16 protein-coding genes are annotated in these 20,735 nt (G+C 60.2%); 12 read left to right on the top strand and 4 right to left on the bottom strand.

Annotated features, from left to right (window positions below; all coding sequences use genetic code 11):
* Positions 1–32 precede the first annotated feature (32 nt).
* From ACEG18_RS02800 to ppk1, 4 genes are all read right to left on the bottom strand, one after another.
* Positions 33–614: a Maf family protein gene (locus tag ACEG18_RS02800; RefSeq protein WP_372541158.1), complete on the bottom strand. Its 582-nt coding sequence runs from the start codon at positions 612–614 to the stop codon at positions 33–35.
* Entirely contained in the window at positions 611–1,153 is a 543-nt protein-coding gene (locus ACEG18_RS02795) for a DJ-1 family glyoxalase III (protein ID WP_055287259.1), read from the bottom strand. The genes ACEG18_RS02800 and ACEG18_RS02795 overlap by 4 nt, the downstream gene beginning before the upstream one ends.
* Before the next feature lie 106 nt (positions 1,154–1,259).
* Positions 1,260–2,588, bottom strand: a complete 1,329-nt coding sequence (rlmD, locus tag ACEG18_RS02790; RefSeq protein ID WP_372541157.1) for a 23S rRNA (uracil(1939)-C(5))-methyltransferase RlmD — start codon at positions 2,586–2,588, stop codon at positions 1,260–1,262.
* 98 nt (positions 2,589–2,686) lie between these two features.
* Complete coding sequence (gene ppk1 / locus ACEG18_RS02785; protein WP_372541156.1) at positions 2,687–5,095, bottom strand: polyphosphate kinase 1; 2,409 nt, start codon at positions 5,093–5,095, stop codon at positions 2,687–2,689.
* A gap of 552 nt (positions 5,096–5,647) precedes the next feature.
* Between ppk1 and arcA (ACEG18_RS02780) the strand changes: the two genes are divergently transcribed.
* The 12 genes from arcA (ACEG18_RS02780) (at position 5,648) to ACEG18_RS02725 (ending at position 20,572) form a co-directional block, all read left to right on the top strand.
* The gene (gene arcA, locus ACEG18_RS02780) at positions 5,648–6,889 is read left to right on the top strand and encodes an arginine deiminase (protein WP_099431519.1); all 1,242 of its coding nucleotides are present in this window, start codon (positions 5,648–5,650) and stop codon (positions 6,887–6,889) included.
* A gap of 149 nt (positions 6,890–7,038) precedes the next feature.
* Positions 7,039–8,163, top strand: coding sequence for an aminotransferase (locus tag ACEG18_RS02775; RefSeq protein WP_372541155.1), 1,125 nt, complete (start codon positions 7,039–7,041; stop codon positions 8,161–8,163).
* Positions 8,164–8,737: 574 nt separating this feature from the next.
* Complete coding sequence (gene arcA / locus ACEG18_RS02770) at positions 8,738–9,979, top strand: arginine deiminase (protein ID WP_099431519.1); 1,242 nt, start codon at positions 8,738–8,740, stop codon at positions 9,977–9,979.
* Positions 9,980–10,084: 105 nt separating this feature from the next.
* Positions 10,085–11,080, top strand: coding sequence for an ornithine carbamoyltransferase (gene argF / locus ACEG18_RS02765; RefSeq protein ID WP_006234279.1), 996 nt, complete (start codon positions 10,085–10,087; stop codon positions 11,078–11,080).
* A gap of 138 nt (positions 11,081–11,218) precedes the next feature.
* Positions 11,219–12,706: a YfcC family protein gene (locus ACEG18_RS02760; RefSeq protein WP_372541154.1), complete on the top strand. Its 1,488-nt coding sequence runs from the start codon at positions 11,219–11,221 to the stop codon at positions 12,704–12,706.
* Positions 12,707–13,267: 561 nt separating this feature from the next.
* On the top strand, positions 13,268–14,749 hold the full coding sequence (locus tag ACEG18_RS02755) for a DUF1846 domain-containing protein (RefSeq protein WP_006234276.1): 1,482 nt from the start codon (positions 13,268–13,270) through the stop codon (positions 14,747–14,749).
* 256 nt (positions 14,750–15,005) lie between these two features.
* Positions 15,006–15,344 carry a helix-turn-helix domain-containing protein gene (locus ACEG18_RS02750; RefSeq protein WP_372541153.1) on the top strand — a complete coding sequence of 113 codons (339 nt, stop codon included), beginning with the start codon at positions 15,006–15,008 and terminating at the stop codon, positions 15,342–15,344.
* Positions 15,345–15,522: 178 nt separating this feature from the next.
* Positions 15,523–17,184 carry a CTP synthase gene (gene pyrG / locus ACEG18_RS02745; protein WP_055252564.1) on the top strand — a complete coding sequence of 554 codons (1,662 nt, stop codon included), beginning with the start codon at positions 15,523–15,525 and terminating at the stop codon, positions 17,182–17,184.
* Positions 17,185–17,186: 2 nt separating this feature from the next.
* On the top strand, positions 17,187–18,128 hold the full coding sequence (gene xerD / locus ACEG18_RS02740; protein ID WP_197032823.1) for a site-specific tyrosine recombinase XerD: 942 nt from the start codon (positions 17,187–17,189) through the stop codon (positions 18,126–18,128).
* A 462-nt stretch (positions 18,129–18,590) separates the two neighbouring features.
* Positions 18,591–19,025 (top strand): division/cell wall cluster transcriptional repressor MraZ, encoded by a 435-nt coding sequence (locus tag ACEG18_RS02735; RefSeq protein WP_006234269.1) that lies wholly within the window; start codon positions 18,591–18,593, stop codon positions 19,023–19,025.
* 20 nt (positions 19,026–19,045) lie between these two features.
* Positions 19,046–20,011, top strand: coding sequence for a 16S rRNA (cytosine(1402)-N(4))-methyltransferase RsmH (gene rsmH / locus ACEG18_RS02730; RefSeq protein WP_372541152.1), 966 nt, complete (start codon positions 19,046–19,048; stop codon positions 20,009–20,011).
* A 90-nt stretch (positions 20,012–20,101) separates the two neighbouring features.
* Positions 20,102–20,572, top strand: a complete 471-nt coding sequence (locus ACEG18_RS02725; RefSeq protein WP_372541151.1) for a hypothetical protein — start codon at positions 20,102–20,104, stop codon at positions 20,570–20,572.
* Positions 20,573–20,735 lie beyond the last annotated feature (163 nt).

The following is a 20,735-nucleotide window of genomic DNA, read 5'->3' as shown; positions in this document are numbered from 1 at the left end:
AGGCGCCGGGGGATACCCAGCGCCAGATGCAATTACGAGAGTTTTTGAATCGCGCGTGCGACGCGAGCGATGGGCAAGCCCACCACGTTGTAGAAGTCACCCGAAATACCGTGCACAAGCATGCGGCCGCCTGTGCCTTGGATGCCGTAGGCCCCGGCCTTGTCCATGGGTTCGCCGGAGGCAACATAGCGCTCGATCTGCTCTTCGGTAAGCTCATAGAACGTCACGTCGGTCACATCGACAAACGACAGGCTCTCGGCGGCATGCGGAGCTGTAGCGTCGCCGGCTTTAACAATGCAGACGCCGGTTGCGACCTGGTGCGTGCGGCCCGAAAGCTCGCGGAGCATGGTGCGCGCCTCGTCCTCGGTTGCCGGCTTGCCCAGAATCTTGCCATCGAAGGTGACAATAGTATCGGCCGCGACGGTCAGTTCGTTGGGCTCGGCATGCTCGGCGGCAATGGCGGCGGCTTTGGCGCGTGCTAAGCGTTCAACGAGCGTAAGCGGGGCCTCGCCATCAAAAGGCGTTTCGTCGATATCTGCGGGAATCACGCGAATGTCATAGCCCGCCTCGCGCATCAACTCGATGCGGCGCGGTGATTGCGAAGCCAAAATCATAGCTGAATGCCCTCGGCGACCTTCTCGACGGCCTTGTCGCCGGCGAGCGTACGCAGCAGCTCAAGCGCAAAGGGGAGCGACTGGGCCATGCCGCTGGCGGTGATGATGTTGCCGTCTTGCGTAACCTTCTCGCCGGTATAGGCGCCTTCGGGGAAGCTTTTCTCAAAGCCAGGGAAGCACGTGGCGTGGCGCCCCTCGAGTAGGTCGAGCTCGCCCAGGATAAACGGGGCGGCGCAGATGGCGGCAACGTGCTTGGTCGCGGCGAACTCGCAGACTACGTCGCAGACGCGCTGATCGGCGCGCAGGTTGGTGGCACCGGGCAGGCCGCCGGGCAGCACGACGCAGTCGTACTCGTCAAAGTTGATCTCATCAAAGAGCGCATCGCAGGTCACGGGGATCTGCAGCGAGCTTACGACCTCACGCGTGGGCATGATCGAGACGAGCGTGGCACGCACGCCGCCGCGACGCATGACATCGACCATGGTCAAGCATTCAATAGTTTCAAAGCCATCGGCGGCGAGAACGGCAACGCTGGGCATGAGGGTTCCTTTCATAGGCGGCATACAATTAGCCGTCTTATACCCCGAAGACCTCCGCTTGCCACGCTCGATTTCCCAATGATTTTTCTGAGCAATGATTAAGTGGCTAGTTGCGCCTAAGGTGGACGACGGTCTCGCAGTGGAAGGTTTGTGGGAACAGGTCGACTGGCGTGATCTTTACGGGGGAGAAGGTGCCTTCTTCGACAAAGCGTTTGAGATCGCGCGCCAGGGTGGCCGGGTCGCAGCTCACGTAGGCGACATCGCGAGCACTCGTGCTGGCGATAAGGTCGATCGCCTCGGGGGCGAGGCCTGCGCGCGGCGGGTCGACCACCAAGACGTCGGCATCCTGGTCGGGGAACTCGCGCACCGCGTCTCCGCCAATGACGTCGACGTTATCGAGCTTGTTGATCTCCAGGTTACGGCGTAGATCGCGCACGGCGGGGCCGTAGGCCTCGACGGCGGCGACAAAGTCGCAGCGGCGGGCGAGCGGCAGGGTAAAGGTTCCGGCGCCGCAGTACAGGTCCACGGCAAGCTCGTCTTCCTGCGGGTCGAGCGCTTCCATGACAAGCTCGATCAAAATCTCGGCACCCTTGGTGTTGACCTGGAAAAAAGACGGGGCAGACAAGCGCATCTGGCCGTTAGCGATGTTCTCGGTCCACGAGCCCTCTCCGGCGAGCATCTCCACCTTGGAAACGCGGCGGGCCTTCTTTTCGCCCTTGCTCATCACACGCACGATGCTCGTGGGATGAGCGGCGTCCGCCAGCACGCGGGAGACTTGCGAGCGCGGAAAAGAGCCTGTGGGTGTCCAGAGCGCGACCTCGAGTGCCTTGGTGCGGCGTGATGCGCGAATGCCCACGCGTTCGAGCCCTAAGTCATGGCCGCCGCTTAGATAGTTGAGTGCGCCGACGACCGATTTGAGCGCCTTCGGGAAGCGCTTATCGAACAGCGGGCACGCATCGACGGTCACGATTTTGCTGGGGTCGACACCGTGCATGCCAAGGCGCACGCGACCGTTGACGACGGTCGGTTCGAGCTCGATTTTATTGCGGTAGCCCCAGTCGTCCTTGGTGTGGCAGATGGGCTGTACCAACTTATCGACCTGCTCAGGAGCGAACTTGCCGATGCGCTCGAGCGCGGAGCGCAGGTTTTGCTCCTTGGCGGCGAGCTGCGCCGTGCGTGAGAGATTGCCCCACGAACAACCGCCGCAGATGCCAACGAAGGGGCAGGGGGGCTGAATGCGATCGGGGCTCGGCTCCAGAATCTCGGTCGTGCGGGCGCGCATGAACGACTTGCCGTCCTGTACGACCTCGGCCTCGACGGTGTCGCCTGCCACGGCGCCCTGCACAAAGACGGCCTTGCCGTTGTCGGCGTGCGCCAGCCCGTCTGCGCCGTACGTCATCGATTCTATAGTGAGCTTCATATCCCTGCCTGTCATTCGTGTTGTTGTTCGCACCATGGTAGCAGGGAAAAGCGCCCCGCATCCGAGGCTTTCCTCAAATGCGGGGCGCTTCTACAAACTGCTTCTACAAACGACTATTTCGTCTTGCCGGTAATGAGCGTCTTAAGACCCAGGCCGATCAGGCCCAGGCCCATGCGCACACGACCGGGGCGATGGCGCTCGATGGCCTTGGTCTTGCCGGCGGGCTTATCGCGACGGGCGCTCGTCTCGGGTGCGGGCTTGGTGATCTGCGGCTCGGGCTGAGGTACAGGTGCGGGCTCGGGCTCAATGACGGTCGCCTGGACCTTTTGGACCTTGGGTGCTACCGGCTGCGGCTCGGGCTCGGGGGCGGGTTTCGCCTCAATGACGGGCTCGGGCGCGGCCTCGGCGTTGCGATAGGCACGCTCCAGCAGGGCTTCCTGCGAGTTGAAGGGTTTCTCACCCCCTGTACGCTCCACGGGGACCCAGGTGCCGTCGCTCGTGAGGCTGCGGGCCTTCACGTTGTCGCGCAGCTGCATGCCCATGTACTCGTGTACCAGGGCGCGGCAGGTGGGGTCGAGCACGGGGAAGGCGATCTCCACGCGGTGCTCGGTGTTGCGTGTCATCATGTCTGCCGAGCTCAGGTAAATCATGTCCGAGTCCACGCCAAAAGCGTAAACACGGGCGTGCTCCAAAAAGCGTCCGACGATGGAGCGGACATGCACGTTCTCGGTCTTGCCCGGAACACCGGGCTTGAGGCACGAGATGCCGCGGATGATCATGTCCACGCGGACTCCAGCGCACGATGCCTCGGCGATCTTGTCGATGACCTCGCGGTCGGTGAGCGAGTTGAGCTTAAAGAACACGCGGGCGGGCTCGCCAGCGAGAGCGCGCTGAATCTCTCGATCCAGACCGCGCATGATGAGCGGCTTGAGGCCTACGGGCGCCACGCCCAGGAAGCGGTAATCGCCGCGCAGATTGCCCAGCGACAGGTTGCGGAAGAACAGGTTGGCGTCCTCGCCGATGCCGGGGTGGGCGGTCATGAGCATAAAGTCGCTGTAGAGTTTGGCCGTCTTCTCGTTAAAGTTGCCGGTGCCCAGCAGCGTCAGGCGCGTTAGCGCCATGCCCTCGCGATAGGTGAGCTGGCAGATCTTGGAGTGGCACTTAAAGCCCTCGGAGCCGTAGATGACGGTGCAGCCGGCCTCTTCCAGGCGCTCGGCCCACTCGATGTTGTTCTGCTCGTCAAAGCGCGCGCGGAGCTCCATGAGCACCGTGACCTCTTTGCCGTTCTCGGCGGCATCGATCAGCGACTCGCACAGACGGCTCTGCTTGGCCACGCGGTAGAGCGTGATGCGCAGTGAGATGCACTCGGGGTCGTAGGCGGCCTCGTGCACCAGATCCAGGAAGGGGTTCATGGCCTCATAAGGATAAAAGAGCAGCTTGTCGTGCTGAAGTACCTGCTCGCGGATGGAGCGGGTCATATCGATGGTGGGGTTGGGCTGCGGCTTAAACGGCGTAAAGAGCAGCTCGTTGCGCAGGTGCTCGGGAATCTTACCCTCAATGCCGAAGACGTAGCCCAGGTCGAGCGGGATATCGCAGGTAAAGACAGAGCGGCGCGAAAGCTCGAGCGCCTTGCGGATGGTCTTGAGCGTTGCTTTTTCGAGTGAGCCCGAGACGGCGAGTACCACCGGCTGCAGACGCAGGCGCTTCTTGAGGATGCGCTTCATGTGCTGGCGGTAATCCTCTTCCTCCTCGACGCCCTCGCCGTCCGGGTCGATATCGGCATTACGAGTGACGCGGATCAGCGCGCGGTCGAGCGGCTTATAAGATCCAAAGCAGCTATCCAGGCAGGCGAGAATGACGTCCTCGAGCAAGATGTAGGAGTAGGTGCCGGTGGGCGAGGGGATTTCGACCACGCGGTTCATCGAGGCGGGAATCTCGATAAGGCCAAGCAGGCTCTCCTCGTCGGTGACGCCGTCCAGGCCACAAGCCAGATAGAGCGCGCCGTTGCGCAGGTTGGGGAAGGGGTGGCGCGGGTCGATGACCAACGGCGAGATGACCGGCGATACGTAGGCCTGGAAGTAGCGGGTTACAAAGGTATGTTCCTCGGGCGTAAGCGAATCGATGCGGGCGCGATGAACGCCCAGAGTGTTGAGATTGCCCTCGATGCTCTTAAAGATCGACTCCCAGCGGGTAAGGAGCCCGGGCAGCTCTGCCATGACGGCATCGACCTGCTCGGAGGCGGTCATATTGCTCTTGTTGTCGACAGGCTGTTTTTTGAGTTCTGCCAGGTCGGACAGGCCGCCCACGCGCACCATAAGGAATTCGTCGAGGTTGGACTCGAAGATCGAGACGAACTTTAGACGCTCGAACAGCGGCACGGACTCATCGAAGGCCTCGTCGAGCACACGGTTGTCAAAGCGCAGCCAGCTGAGCTCTCGATTTTGCGTGTACGAGAAGTCGCGCGGCGGCTTGCGCAGCTTAGCGGCCTTTTGCTTCTTTTCGATTTTGCTCGGCATATGCATCTGTCCGTTCAGTCCCCACAGGGGACGATAGCCTAACACTATTCACTATTGTCTCAATTTAGTCGACCTATGGCACGGACGTATCGCGTGAACGGTATCTTTACCTACTTCTTACGCTGACAAGCCATGGAGCTGACGCCCGTCGCGTTGTGAAAAACGGTCTATATCCTCACTCAACTGGTGAGTATGTGTGAATAAGAATGATAGGTAGCTGAATATCATCGAATACAGACAGAAACACGAACAAGCGTCATTTATATACATAAAACCGTTGTAGATATGCAATTCTTAAGCGAAAGATTGGAGTTGTAATTGCGAATGATTTTTGAGAAAAAAGAGCGTTGACCTTAGAAAAGTTACTTTAGAACGCCGAAGTACATCATGGGGGAATCACATGCGATATACCGTTCATCGCACTTTGTTGACCGTTCGGGGGCGAGGTGGAATTGCGGGTGATTTTTGGATATAACTAGAGCTGTCAGCAAGCAGCGTCCCATATGGAGGGGCGCTGATACATTCGGCCAGTAAGGCCCGAAAGAAAGGTAGGAGGCCATGACGAAAGGTCTGCACGTGCCTTCCGAGATCGGCAAGCTCAGGAAGGTCTGCCTGCACCGTCCCGGCGACGAGCTCCTCAACCTGCCGCCCGACGAGCTCGAGCGACTCCTGTTCGACGACGTCCCGTTCCTGGAGGTCGCACAGCAGGAGCACGACACCTTCGCCCAGATCCTGAGGGACCAGGGCGTGGAGGTCCTCTACCTCGAGAACCTCGTCGCGGAGGTGTTCGACCAGGTCCCCGGCGCCCGCGCCGAGTTCACCGACCAGTACATCGCCGAGGCCGGCATCCGCGGCCAGCACATGCCGCAGATCGTCCGCGAGAAGCTGGACTCCATCGAGGACAACCTCGAGTTCGTCAAGAAGACCATGGCCGGCATGACCAAGGCCGAGATCGACATGCCCCTCACGGCGTCCACGACCCTCGACTCCCTGGTCAACTCCGAGTCCGAGTCCGACCTGATCATCGACCCGATGCCCAACCTCTACTTCACCCGCGACCCGTTCGCGGTCGTCGGCGAGGGCGTCAACCTCAACCGCATGTACTCGGTCACCCGCAACCGCGAGACCCTGTACGGCAAGTACGTCTTCAAGTACCACCCCGACTACAAGGACGTCTCCCTGTACTTCCGCCGCGACTGCCAGTTCCACACCGAGGGCGGCGACGTGCTGAACATCAACGAGAAGACCCTCGCCGTCGGCATCTCCCAGCGCACCCAGGCCGCCGCTATCGACGTCATGGCCCAGAACATCTTCTGGAACTCCGACTCCAAGGTCGAGCGCATCCTGGCCTTCGACATCCCGGTCTCGCGCGCCTTCATGCACCTCGACACGGTCTTCACCCAGATCGACGTCGATAAGTTCACGATCCACCCCGCCATCATGGGCACCCTGCGCGTCTACGAGCTGACCGCCGGCAAGAACCCGGGCGACGTGAACATCCGCCTGATCGAGGACACCCTCGAGCACGTCCTGGAGGACGCCACCGGCGTCGACCAGGTCAAGCTGATCCCCTGCGGCGGCGGCGACCCGATCGCGGCCTCCCGCGAGCAGTGGAACGACGGCTCCAACACCCTGTGCGTCGAGCCCGGCAAGATCTGCGTCTACGCCCGCAACACCGTCACCAACGACGTGCTGTACAAGGAGGGCCTGGACCTTCTCGTCGTGCCCTCCGCCGAGCTCTCCCGCGGCCGCGGCGGCCCGCGCTGCATGAGCATGCCCTTCTGGCGCGAGGACCTCTAAGGTCTTCAAGGGCCCGTACAGGTCATAATACATACATCTAGCTGCCATTAGATGTCTCTCATTGGGGCGGTGCGGGTTTTCGCACCGCCCCAATCTTGTATGAGGAACGTTAACATGATTGGATGACTGCTTTTGTAAGGAGCTTGGCCATGGACATCAAGACGATTGGCGTTGAGGAATGGCTCAACGTTTGGGAGAAGAGCGCCACGTGGGACATCGCCCAGTCGACGATCTCGTCGCTCACCATGGGCGAGCTACGTGAGCTCGACGAGCAGGACGGTGCCACGTTCTACGAGCGCCTGGACCGCGAGAAGATGAACTACGGCTGGATCGAGGGTTCGCCGGAGTTTAAGGCCGAGGTCGCCAAGCTCTATCGTCGTGAGGCCAATCCCGACCATATCCTGCAGACCAACGGCTGCACGGGCGCTAACCTCAACGCCATCATGGCTGTTGTCGAGCCCGGCGACCATGTTATCGCCGAGTGGCCCACCTACGCGCCGCTCTACGAGATCCCGCGCACGCTGGGCGCCGAGGTCGAGTATTGGGAGCTTCGCGAGGAACTCGGCTGGAAGCCCGATATCGAGCAGCTCAAGCGCTTGGTTCGCCCCACCACCAAGCTCATCTGCATCAACAACGCATCGAACCCCATCGGTACGGTGCTCGATGCCGATATGCTCGGCCAGATTGCCGAGATCGCCCGTTCGGTGGGCGCCTACGTGTTGTGCGATGAGGTGTATCTACCGCTCGAAAACACTGACTCCTTTATGTCGATGGTCGACGTGTACGAGAAGGCCATCGTCACCAACTCGGTGTCCAAGACCTATTCGACGCCTGCGGCCCGCGTGGGCTGGGTCGTGGCCGACGAAGAGGTGTCCAACCGTATCCGCACCTTTCGCGACTACACCATGATCTGCGGCGGCGTGTTCAACGACGCCCTGGCGACCTACGTGCTCGAGCACAAGGACAAGATTCTCGAGCGCAACCGCAAGATCGTGTTTGGCAACCGCGATATCGCGCAGGCTTGGATCGATACGCAGCATCGCGTGTCCTGGACGGCCCCGCAGGGCGTGTCCACCTCGTTTATCCAGCTGGATATTCCCGAGGACGACGAGGAGTTCTGCAAGCGCCTGTTGGCTGAGAGGGGAGTGCTGCTGGTTCCCGGCAGCCGCTTTGAGCTCCCCAGCGGCGCACGCCTGGGCTACTGCGCGAGCGAGGACGTTCTTCGCGAGGGCCTGAGGCTTTTGGGCGAGGCGCTGGCGGAGTTCGATCGCTAGGATTCCGATGATCTTCGAGGGCCTTATCCAAATAGGACGAAGATAATCGAAAACGGACCCGTTTCCCTAGGGGAAGCGGGTTCGTTTTTCTATACCGAGAAGTCAAGTTGTTACAAATGGGGCCGTAAAGCGATCCAGTATCCGCTGGGCCTTATACTGAGCTTCCGGTGAACGGTATCAAGCGTCTGGTAAACGGTAATTTGTTTACCAGAAATGAATAGGACAAACTTTTTTCTGAATAAAAATGAAAATGGTTGAGACGCGGCATGAATCGCTAATTCTATTCATAGCTTTATTAGAAATATGCAATTTGAGGGTGGTTTAATAAAGTTAAGTTCCATTTGCTATTTGGATTGAAAACGCGTTTTAGCACGTAAATACACTTTATTAAATCAAAGTGTGCCATGCGTGAAGTATATGTGTATGCCGTTCACCCCTCATATAAAACCGTTCGGGGGCGAGGTGGAAGTATGGACTGATTTTGGATATAAATATGTCGTCAGCAATAACGCCTCACACGGAGGGGCGCTAACGAATTGGCCCTGACAGGGGCCCGAAAGAAAGGTAGGAGGCCATGACGAAAGGTCTGCACGTGCCTTCCGAGATCGGCAAGCTCAGGAAGGTCTGCCTGCACCGTCCCGGCGACGAGCTCCTCAACCTGCCGCCCGACGAGCTCGAGCGACTCCTGTTCGACGACGTCCCGTTCCTGGAGGTCGCACAGCAGGAGCACGACACCTTCGCCCAGATCCTGAGGGACCAGGGCGTGGAGGTCCTCTACCTCGAGAACCTCGTCGCGGAGGTGTTCGACCAGGTCCCCGGCGCCCGCGCCGAGTTCACCGACCAGTACATCGCCGAGGCCGGCATCCGCGGCCAGCACATGCCGCAGATCGTCCGCGAGAAGCTGGACTCCATCGAGGACAACCTCGAGTTCGTCAAGAAGACCATGGCCGGCATGACCAAGGCCGAGATCGACATGCCCCTCACGGCGTCCACGACCCTCGACTCCCTGGTCAACTCCGAGTCCGAGTCCGACCTGATCATCGACCCGATGCCCAACCTCTACTTCACCCGCGACCCGTTCGCGGTCGTCGGCGAGGGCGTCAACCTCAACCGCATGTACTCGGTCACCCGCAACCGCGAGACCCTGTACGGCAAGTACGTCTTCAAGTACCACCCCGACTACAAGGACGTCTCCCTGTACTTCCGCCGCGACTGCCAGTTCCACACCGAGGGCGGCGACGTGCTGAACATCAACGAGAAGACCCTCGCCGTCGGCATCTCCCAGCGCACCCAGGCCGCCGCTATCGACGTCATGGCCCAGAACATCTTCTGGAACTCCGACTCCAAGGTCGAGCGCATCCTGGCCTTCGACATCCCGGTCTCGCGCGCCTTCATGCACCTCGACACGGTCTTCACCCAGATCGACGTCGATAAGTTCACGATCCACCCCGCCATCATGGGCACCCTGCGCGTCTACGAGCTGACCGCCGGCAAGAACCCGGGCGACGTGAACATCCGCCTGATCGAGGACACCCTCGAGCACGTCCTGGAGGACGCCACCGGCGTCGACCAGGTCAAGCTGATCCCCTGCGGCGGCGGCGACCCGATCGCGGCCTCCCGCGAGCAGTGGAACGACGGCTCCAACACCCTGTGCGTCGAGCCCGGCAAGATCTGCGTCTACGCCCGCAACACCGTCACCAACGACGTGCTGTACAAGGAGGGCCTGGACCTTCTCGTCGTGCCCTCCGCCGAGCTCTCCCGCGGCCGCGGCGGCCCGCGCTGCATGAGCATGCCCTTCTGGCGCGAGGACCTCTAAGTCTTTCCGTTTCCGGTGCGGTCCCCCTACAACCGCACCGGTTTCGCCCGTCAAACGGGCAACACTAATACTTACGTAATTCATTTCTTCGAAAGGATTCGAACCATGGGTGTTAACCTCTCCGGCCGTAGCTTCCTCAAGCTCCTCGACCTCACCACCGAGGAGATCGAGTACCTGCTCAAGCTCTCCAAGAACTTCAAGGACATGAAGCGCGCTGGCGTTCCGCACCGTTATCTCGAGGGCAAGAACATCGTTCTGCTCTTCCAGAAGACCTCCACTCGTACCCGCTGCGCCTTCGAGGTCGGCGGCATGGATCTTGGCATGGGCGTCACCTACCTCGATCCCGGTTCGTCCCAGATGGGCAAGAAGGAGTCCATCGAGGACACCGCCCGCGTTCTCGGCCGCATGTATGACGGCATCGAGTTCCGTGGCTTTGCCCAGGACGACGTCGAGGAGCTCGCTGCTAAGTCTGGCGTGCCCGTATGGAATGGCCTGACCACCGAGTGGCACCCCACTCAGATGCTCGCCGACATCCTGACCGTCCAGGAGAACTTCAATTACGACATCAAGGGCAAGACCCTCGTCTTCATGGGCGACTGCAAGAACAACGTTGCTCGCTCCCTCATGGTCGTCTGCTCCAAGCTCGGCATGAACTTCGTGGCCTGCGGCCCCGAGGAGTGTATGCCCGCTGACGACGTCATCGAGGCCTGCAAGCCCATCGCCGAGGCCAACGGCTGCACCATCAAGCTGACCACCGACGTCAAGGACGGCGTCACCGGTGCCGACGTTATCTACACCGACGTGTGGGTCTCCATGGGCGAGCCTGACGAGGTCTGGGCCGAGCGCATCGCTCAGCTCACCCCGTATCGTGTTACCTCCGAGGTCATGGCTATGGCCAACCCGGGCGCCATCTTCCTGCACTGCCTGCCCAGCTTCCACGACACCAACACCACGATTGGCGCCGAGAAGTGCGAGCAGTTCGGCATCACCGAGCAGGAGGTCACTGACGAGGTCTTCGAGAGCCCCGCTTCCAAGGTCTTCGACGAGGCCGAGAACCGCATGCACACCATCAAGGCTGTCATGTACGCCACGCTCAAGTAAGAGCGTCTAGCATCTCGCTCGGGGTGTATTGCTGCACACCCCGAGCGGTTTTATCTGGTAATAATCTCGCATCAAGCGGCAGGCACGGCACGGAAGAGCCGCTTCGGGCGAGATCAGTAAATGATTTATGAAGGGGGGATGAGAACTATGACTGAGACCGCTAAGAAAAAGCGCGGTATGCCTTCATCGTTCACCATTCTTCTTGCTCTGCTGGCAATTGTCGCAGTGATTACCGTTATCGTCTCCGGCACGTCCGGCGGCGCGGTTACTGCCGCCCGTCTGAGCGATTTCTGCACCGCCCCGATCCTGGGCTTCGCTGACGCTCTGCCCGTCTGCCTCTTCGTTATGATCCTGGGCGGCTTCCTCGGCATGATGACCGAGACCGGCGCCCTGGACAACGGCATCGCCGTTCTGGTGCAGAAGCTTAAGGGCAACGAGATTATGCTCATTCCCGTGCTGATGCTCATCTTCTCCCTCGGTGGTACCACCTATGGTATGTGCGAGGAGACCGTTCCCTTCTACGCCCTGCTCGCTGCTACCATGATGGCCGCTGGCTTCGACCCTATGGTCGGCGCCGCTACCGTCCTGCTCGGCGCTGGCTGCGGCTGCCTCGGCTCCACGGTTAACCCGTTCGCCGTCGGCGCTGCCGTCGACGCTCTGACCGGCGTTGACATTGCCGTGAATCAGTCCATCATCATCGGCCTCGGTGCCGTCCTGTGGATTGTCACTACCGCTATGTCCATCGTCTTCGTGATGAACTATGCCAAGAAGGTCAAGGCTGATAAGGGTTCCACCATCCTGTCGATGCAGGAGCTCAAGGACGCCGAAGAGGCTCACGGCAAGGCTGCTTCCGAGGTTCACAAGGAGGTCAAGCTCACCGGTCGTCAGAAGGGTGTTCTGATCGCCTTCGCCTTCACCTTCGTCGTCATGATCGTCGGCTTCATTCCGCTGGCCGACCTCAACGAGGGCGTCGCCAACTTCTTCGACGCCGGCGCTGTCTACGATGCCGACGGTAACACCGTCGTCCAGGGCTGGTCTGCCCTGATCACCGGCCTGCCCATTGGTCAGTGGTACTTCGACGAGGCTTCCACCTGGTTCTTCCTTATGGCCGTCCTGATCGGTATCATCGGTGGCCTGTCCGAGAAGCAGATCGTCAACACCTTCATCACCGGTGCTGCCGACATGATGTCCGTTGTTCTCGTCATCGCTCTCGCCCGTGGTATCTCCGTCCTCATGGCTAACACCGGCCTCGACGTCTACGTCCTCGACGCTGCCGCCAATGCTCTGGCTGGCCTGTCCGGCGTGATCTTCGCTCCCATGAGCTTCCTGGTCTACTTCGGCCTGTCCTTCCTGATTCCCTCGACCTCTGGTATGGCTACCGTCTCCATGCCCATCATGGGACCGCTGGCTGTTAAGCTCGGCTTCTCGCCTGAGGTCATGGTCATGATCTTCTCCGCCGCCATCGGTGTCGTGAACCTGTTCACCCCGACCTCCGGCGCCATCATGGGCGGTCTCGCCCTGGCCAAGATCGAGTGGACGACCTGGCTCAAGTTTGCCCTTAAGCTCATCGTCGCGCTCTCCGTCGTCTGCGCCATCATCCTGACCGTCGCCTGCGTGTTGATCTAAGTACCCCACGGGTACCCCACGGAAACCTTGACGATCCTGTAAAGGATCACCTGGTCATCGTCTGTCCGGTGGGGTCAACCCACCGGTAGACTCCTACCTTTAGCCCCCTCCCGTTCCGTGCGCGGGAGGGGGCGCTTTTTTGTTCCGCGGTTTTACCAAACCGCGGAACCGGTCGACGCTGCAAGCCCGCCAGAGCGGCAATCTGACGTTCAATCGTCGGGCATGGCCAAAAGGCCTATGCCCTCCTCTTTCACGTCACCTTGCTCGCTCTGGCGGGCTTTCGCTGACTTTTGCTCCACCTGCGGCGCTGCCATTGTTGGTGCAGGGGGGCAGCTTGCTCGCTCTGGTGCCCGTTCGCTGACTTATGCTCCACCTGCGATGTTGCCGTTGTTGGTGTAATGGGGCGGTGCAATGGGGTCAGGTTAGTTTGCACCAAATATGTCCGACAAGATGTTTGACGGATGTTTGGTTGGTGCCTGTTGATGGCCTGGGCATCGGGGAGGGTCTGCTCCGTTATAATCGCGTAGGAACTTAATTTACGAAACGGGACGGGAGCCATACATGCGCCAGGGTTTCGACAACGCGAAATATATCGAGCTGCAGGCCGCTCATATTAAAGAGCGCATCTCGCAGTTTGGCGGCAAGCTGTATTTGGAGTTTGGCGGCAAGCTGTTTGACGACTATCACGCGAGCCGCGTGCTGCCGGGTTTTGAGCCGGACAGCAAGTTTCGCATGCTCAAGAGCATAGCCGACGATGTCGAGGTTATCATCGCGATCAACGCGAACCACATCGAGAAAAACAAGGCTCGTGGTGACCTTGGCATTACCTATGACGAGGATGTGCTGCGCTTGGTTGACCTGTTCCGCGGCAACGGCTTTGCCGTCGCGGCCGTGGTCATCACCCAGTACGCCGGCCAGCCCGCTGCCGATGTGTTCCGCAACCGCCTGAACGCGCTCGGTATTCCCGCCAAGCTGCACTATCCCATCGAGGGGTATCCGCACGATGTCGATCTGATCGTGTCCGACGATGGCTATGGCAAGAACGAGTTTGTCGAGACCACCCGACCGCTCGTTGTCGTGACGGCGCCCGGCCCTGGCTCGGGCAAGCTCGCCACTTGCCTGTCTCAGCTCTATCACGAGCACAAGCATGGCACGGCCGCCGGCTATGCCAAATTCGAGACCTTCCCGGTTTGGAATCTGCCCCTTACGCATCCGGTCAATATTGCCTACGAGGCCGCCACGGCAGACCTCGATGACGCCAACATCATCGACTCCTTCCACTTGGAGGCCTACAACAAGACCACGGTCAACTACAACCGCGACGTCGAGGCCTTCCCGGTAGTCCGTGCCCTGATGGAAAAGATCCTGGGCAAGAGCCCCTACCAGAGCCCTACGGACATGGGCGTCAATATGGTCGGCTTTGCCATCACCGATGACGATGCCTGCCGCGACGCTTCCAAGATGGAGATCGTCCGCCGCTACTTTACCGCGGTCGAAAATGTGCGCCGTACCGGCGTGGGCGATGAGCAAGTCGACCGTCTCAAGATTATTATGAAGAAAGCCGGCATCGATAAGAACTACTCACCGGCGCGCTCGGCGGCCCTCACCAGGGAGCAGCTGACGGGTGGTCCCGTGGGTGCCATGGTCATGCCCGATGGCTCCGTGGTGACCGGTAAGACCTCCACGCGCCTGGGCGCCGCAAGTTCGCTCATTATGAACGCCCTCAAGCATGTCTCGGGCGTCGACCTTGAGCTCGAGGTCATTAGCGATGAGGCGATCGAGCCCATCAGCAAGCTCAAGACGCATTTCCTGGGCAGCAAAAACCCGCGCCTCCACACCGACGAGACGCTTATGGCGCTGTCGATCACCTCGGCCACGAGTGAGACGGCCGCTCGCGTCCTTTCGGGCCTGGAACAGCTGCGCGGTTGCGATGCCTTCTTTAGCGTGATTATCTCGCCGACGGACGAGACGGTACTGCGCAAGTTGGGCATCAACGTGTGCTGCGAGCCCAAGTTTGAGCGCCGCGGTTTCTTCCATCGCTAAGTTTGAAGCACTGCGGTAATTGCATTGCATTTTGGCCGTATCGGGTTAGCGCCCGGTACGGCTTTTTGATCAATAAAGCGTCTATTTCGGCGAAAAATAGCTGTTTACCTGCCTAGAAACAATTTGAGCGGTATACAATAACCGTAACTGTTTCATCCTTAGCGGGATGCCGCATGATGGATATTACCTGCCATCGTGAGGTGTGTCGGTCGCGCACGGCGCGTTAGATGCTCGTGCTCGGTTTGAGGAGGCTGCTATGGCGGGCAAGGGTCGTGCGAGTGTTAACGATATGAAGCGTGTCGAGGTGCTGGTGTTGATGGAGATCGACCAGCAAACCGAAGACAATGGCGGGCCGTATGGTTTCTCGCGCAAAACGCTTGCCGAGCGCGTGGGGGTTTCGCCGTATCGTGCCCGCGCCGCAATCGATCGCTTGGATTCCGAAGGTATGATTGATGTCGTCTCGCGTTATAGCGACAATGGCGGTCAGCTTGCAAATGGCATTTGCCTCACCGAACGTGGTGAGTGGTATCTTGAGGGCGTCCGTACCGGCATGCTCGTTCAAGAAATGCTTGAGGACGAGGTTGCTGATCGATAGCAGCATGTAACCCTTGCCATAACGACGCCGCCTGGGAAACCGGGCGGCGTTTTGTTTCAAGATTGAGAAATGCAATCGCACGCGAGAAAAATTGCGGACGGTCCGCGGCGCGAGTATTACAATGAAGACCCGTAAGATGTGGATAAACAACTTCTACGGGAAGCGCAGGTAACTCAATATGACCAAGCATGTGTTCGTAACCGGTGGCGTGGTTTCGTCCCTGGGCAAGGGTATCACCGCGGCCTCGCTGGGCCGTCTGCTCAAGTCGCGTGGCTACAAAGTAACGATGCAGAAGGCCGACCCGTATCTGAACGTCGACCCCGGTACCATGAGCCCGTTCCAGCATGGTGAGGTCTTTGTAACCGAGGATGGTTACGAGTCCGACCTGGACCTGGGTCATTACGAGCGCTTTATTGATGAGAACCTGACCCGCGATTCCAACTTTACGACCGGTGCCATCTACAAAAGCCTCATCGCCCGCGAGCGTCGCGGCGACTTTTTGGGCGGTACCGTGCAGGTGATTCCTCACGTCACCAATGCCATTAAGGATAAGTTCCGCCGCATCGAGGAGCAGACCGGCTCCGATGTAGTCATCACCGAGCTGGGCGGCACGATCGGCGACATCGAGTCCCAACCGTTTGTCGAGGCCATTCGTCAGTACCGCAAGGAGGCCGGCCCCGAGAACGTCTGCTACATCCACGTGTCGCTCGTTCCCTATATCGCCGCCGCCCACGAGGTCAAGACCAAGCCCACGCAGCATTCCGTCAAGGAGCTCCGCAGCTTTGGCATCCAGCCCGATATTATCGTGTTGCGCTCCGACCACCATATCGATGACGCTATCCGCGGAAAGATCGCAAGCTTCTGCGACGTCGACACCGATTGCGTCTTTACCAATGAGGACTGCGCGAGCATTTACGATGTTCCGCAGCTGCTTGCCGAGCAGGACTTTGACCTGCGCATTTGCGAGCGCCTGGGTCTGGACCCGCGTGAGCGCGACATGAGCGAGTGGAACGAGTTCCTGCGTAAACAGAATCACGCCAACCATCACGCCGACAAGGTGAAGATCGCCGTCGTTGGCAAGTACACGCAGCTGCCCGATGCGTACCTGTCGGTTATCGAGGCCCTGCACCATGCGGGCGTCTTCTACGATCGCCATGTGGACGTCCAGCTGGTCGACGGCGAGAGCCTCGACGAGCAGAATGTCTCCGAAGTTCTGGGCGACGCTTCGGGCATCCTGGTCCCCGGCGGCTTTGGCAAGCGCGCCCTGGAGGGCAAGATCCTCGCGGCCGAGTTTGCCCGCGAGCACAAGATTCCGTATCTGGGCATTTGCCTGGGTATGCAGGTGGCCGTGTGCGAGTTCGCCCGCAACGTCGTCGGCCTTGCCGGCGCCAGCTCCTCCGAGTTCGACCCGGACGGTCCGTTTAGCGTCATCGATCTGATGAGCTCGCAGGAGGATGTGACCGAGAAGGGCGGCACCATGCGTCTGGGCGCCTATCCGTGCAAGCTCGCCGCCGATACCCTCGCTCGCGAGGCATATGGCGAGGATCTCGTCTACGAGCGTCACCGTCACCGCTTTGAGTTTAACAACGCCTTCCGCGACCAGCTCGAGGACGCCGGCTTGGTTATCTCTGGCCTCTCGCCCGACGAGCGCCTGGTCGAGATGGTCGAGCTGCCGCGCGACGTGCATCCGTGGTATGTGGCAACCCAGGCTCACCCCGAGTTCAAGAGCCGTCCGACCAACCCGCAGCCGCTGTTCCGAGAGTTCGTGCGTGCCTCGATCGGTCAGCACGAGGGCGTCGATCGCCTGCAGGTGACGCCCATGAACCTCGCTACGGACTAAGGGTGCCGGCGAACAAAGAACATACCGAAGCTACTCCCTCGTCGCTCGCCGTGGCGGCGGGGGAGTATCTCGATTACCTCGCGGTCGAGCGGGGTTTGGCGCGCAACACGATTGCGGCCTATCGTCGTGACCTGACGACGTACTGCGCCTATCTGGAGCGGGCGGGCATCATGTCTTTTGATGAGGTGACTCGTCAGGTCGTGGAGGGCTTTGTCGCCGACCGTCGCGATGGGGGCTATTCCGATGCCTCGGTGGAGCGTGCGCTTGCGGCCGTGAAGGGCCTGCATGCCTTTTTGGTGCGCGATGGGGCTGTGGCCCAAAATCCAACGGCGGCGTTGCGCCTGCCTAAAAAGGCTGAGCGTTTGCCGGAGTATCTATCGGTGGAGGATGTCTCGGCGCTGCTCGATCAAGACTTCCCCGAGGGCGAGATGGGCTTGCGCGACCATGCCATCTTGGAAGTGCTCTACGGATGCGGTTTGCGTGTGAGCGAGTTGGTGGGGCTCGATGTGGGCGATATCCATATCGACGATGGTTTTGTACTCGTTCGCGGTAAGGGCTCAAAGGAACGCCTGTCCCCGTTGGTGGGAAGCGCGGCGCGAGCTCTGACGCTCTATGTAGCTGAGGGGCGTTCTCGCTTGGCGGCCCATGCCCGCGGAACCGAGACCTCGGCGGTCTTTTTAAATAAGAACGGCCGCCGTCTGTCGCGCCAGGGCATCCATGCCATCTGTGAGCGCTACGGGCGCCAGGTAGGGCTGGTGGGGCTCCATCCCCATACGCTGCGCCACTCCTTTGCCACCCATATGCTTGCGGGCGGCGCAGACCTCCGTGTGCTACAGGAGATCTTGGGACATGCCGATATATCGACCACGCAGGTCTACACGCATGTCGATCGTACGCAACTGACCGAGGTCTATCTGGCGGCGCACCCGCTGGCACATCGTTAACACATCGCTGGCCTGCATATCTATAGGTATTTGGGGACGGGCCCCAGATTGCCGCTGCGTGCTTTTGCGCGCGCATGGGCAATCTGGGGCCCGTCCCATTTTTCGCCACTTGTCGTCGCGGTGGTGGGCCGCACGTGCCTTGGGTGGGGGAGTTTGGGGGCGATGTGAACGCCATGTAAAGGGACGCAAAAATCGCCTCAAGGTCAACTTGAAGGTTGAGGTTGAAAGGCGGGGTGCCACAGGTGGCATCCCGCCGTTGCTGTAAACACAACATATTGTGTTTACGAACATATGATTGGGGGTGTTTTGCAATATATGGTGGGTGGAGTGGTGGGGCGGGGTGGGGGAAGGGGTGGGGAAAGGTGTTGAAAAATGGGGCGGTTCCCCATATTATTAATGACGTCGACAGGCGGGGTGGTTCCCCGCGTACGTGCCATCTGAGTAACCGAGGGGAGGGCGCACATGGGAATGACTGGTGCATACGAGCGCAATCTCGATGCAAAAGGTCGTCTGTCCCTGCCTGCACCCCTTCGCGAGGAGCTTGGAGAGCACGTTCGCGTGTTCAAAGCCCTGGATGTCGATGCTCTGTACGTGTTCTCTGCCGAGGCCTTCGATAAGTGGGTCGAAGGACTCTTCGCGGGTCGTGAGGGCCACGAGGGTTTTAACCCGCGTGACATTAACGACCAGAAGCTCATGAGGGCGATCAACAAGCGCACCACGTCGATGGACGTGGACAGCGCCGGTCGTATCGGTCTTTCCGAGTCTCTCCGCAAGCAGGCGAACCTCGACCGCGAGGTCACGGTTGTGGGCAACTACGACCACCTTGAGGTTTGGGATCGCGCCGCGGCCGATGAGGACGATGACGATGAGGCCCTGCTGGACCTCTTCTTCTCGTAAGGGCAAGGCACGGGTAACGGATGGAGCGTGGGATCTTGACACAAGAATATCGGCATGAACCTGTCATGCTCAGCGAAGTGCTTGAGTCGCTGCGGCTAAAGAGCGGCTCCGTTGTCTGCGATTGCACCCTTGGTGGTGCCGGCCATTCGGTAAAGATGGCCGCGCAGGTGGGGGAGACGGGCCTTTTGCTCGGCGTCGATCAGGACGACATGGCCCTCGAGGCCGCTGGCGCTCGTCTGGACCGCGAGGTTCCCGGCGTTCCGCACCAGCTGCTGAAGGGCAACTTCGGCGACTTGGACGAGCTGCTTTGCTCGGCCGAGGTGCCCGGGGTCGATGGCTTCCTGTTCGATTTGGGCGTTTCGTCACCGCAACTCGATATCCCTGGCAGGGGCTTTTCGTATAACGAGGACGCCCCATTGGACATGCGGATGGATCCGGGTAATAACACCTTAAACGCAGCTGAGGTCATCAACACCTATAACGAACACGACCTCGCCCGGATTCTACGCGTCTACGGCGAAGAGAAGTTCGCCTCGCAGATCGCGCGCGAGATCGTGCACCGCCGCGAGCAAGAACCGATCGAAACCACCGGCCAATTTGTCGAGATCATCAAGGCGGGTATCCCGGCTGCCGCTCGTCGGCATGGCGGACATCCGGCCAAGAAAAGTTTCCAGGCCATTCGCATCGAGGTCAATCACGAGCTCGATGTGCTCGAACGAGGGCTTGATGCCGCCACCAGGTGGCTCAACCCGGGCGGACGTATCTGCGTCATCTCGTATCACTCGCTCGAGGACCGTATCGTAAAGAATCACTTTAAGGAGATGAGCCAGGGGTGCACGTGTCCGCCGGAGATTCCGGTGTGCGTGTGCGGCAACGTGCCGATACTCAAGGTCATCACCCGCAAACCCTTGGTTGCCCAGCCTGATGAGGTTGAGCGCAACCCTCGGGCGAGATCGGCCAAAATCCGCGTGGCGCAGCGTCTGTAGGCGCGACCGCGCGATATTGGACCTCCCGCTCGCACCATAAACGAAGCTTAAACACACTACCAACGTACTCGGGATGGGAGGCGGCATATCATGGGCTACAACACTTCAAGCGCAGCACTCGCCTATGATATGAACGCCATGCCCGCCTATCGTGAGACGCCGCAGGCCCCCGTTGCTCCCCGTGAGCAGCGTACGCCGCGCTTTGATGTCTACACGGGCGCGGGCCGTCAGGCAAACCAGGCGGTAAGCCCGGTTTTCATGAGCGTTCTTAAAACGTTTTGCATCATTGCGGCTATCTTCATGACGATCGGCGTCGCCCGCGTGGCGCTCGCCGGCGTTACGGCCCAGGTGCTCAACAGCAACGCCGAGCTTACTAACACGCTCGAAAAGGCGACCGATGAGAGCTCCGACCTGGAGGTCATGCATTCGGTCTATGGCGCCGACACGCGCATTCGCGACCTTGCGGGTGCTTATGGCATGGTGGGGCCCGGCGAGAGCGTTACACTTGACTTTTCGCAGGATGCAGCCGCGGGCGCCAACGCGACCGCGACCGCTCAGTAGCAAGACGGTAGCTGAGTATGACAAATGACTATCGCCGCGGTTCCGATGGGGGCCGCGGTTCTGGACGTCCCTCGTCGCGGGGACGTTCTGGTTATCAAGGAACGGGTCGGCAATCTTACAACGCCGGGCAGTCCCGTGGCAACGACCCGGCGTCGCGACTTCG

Source organism: Collinsella aerofaciens, from assembly GCF_041537385.1.
GTDB lineage: Bacteria > Actinomycetota > Coriobacteriia > Coriobacteriales > Coriobacteriaceae > Collinsella > Collinsella aerofaciens_BV.
The sequence above is the reverse complement of the archived record's forward strand: the minus strand, read 5'-3'. Positions and strand labels throughout refer to the sequence as shown.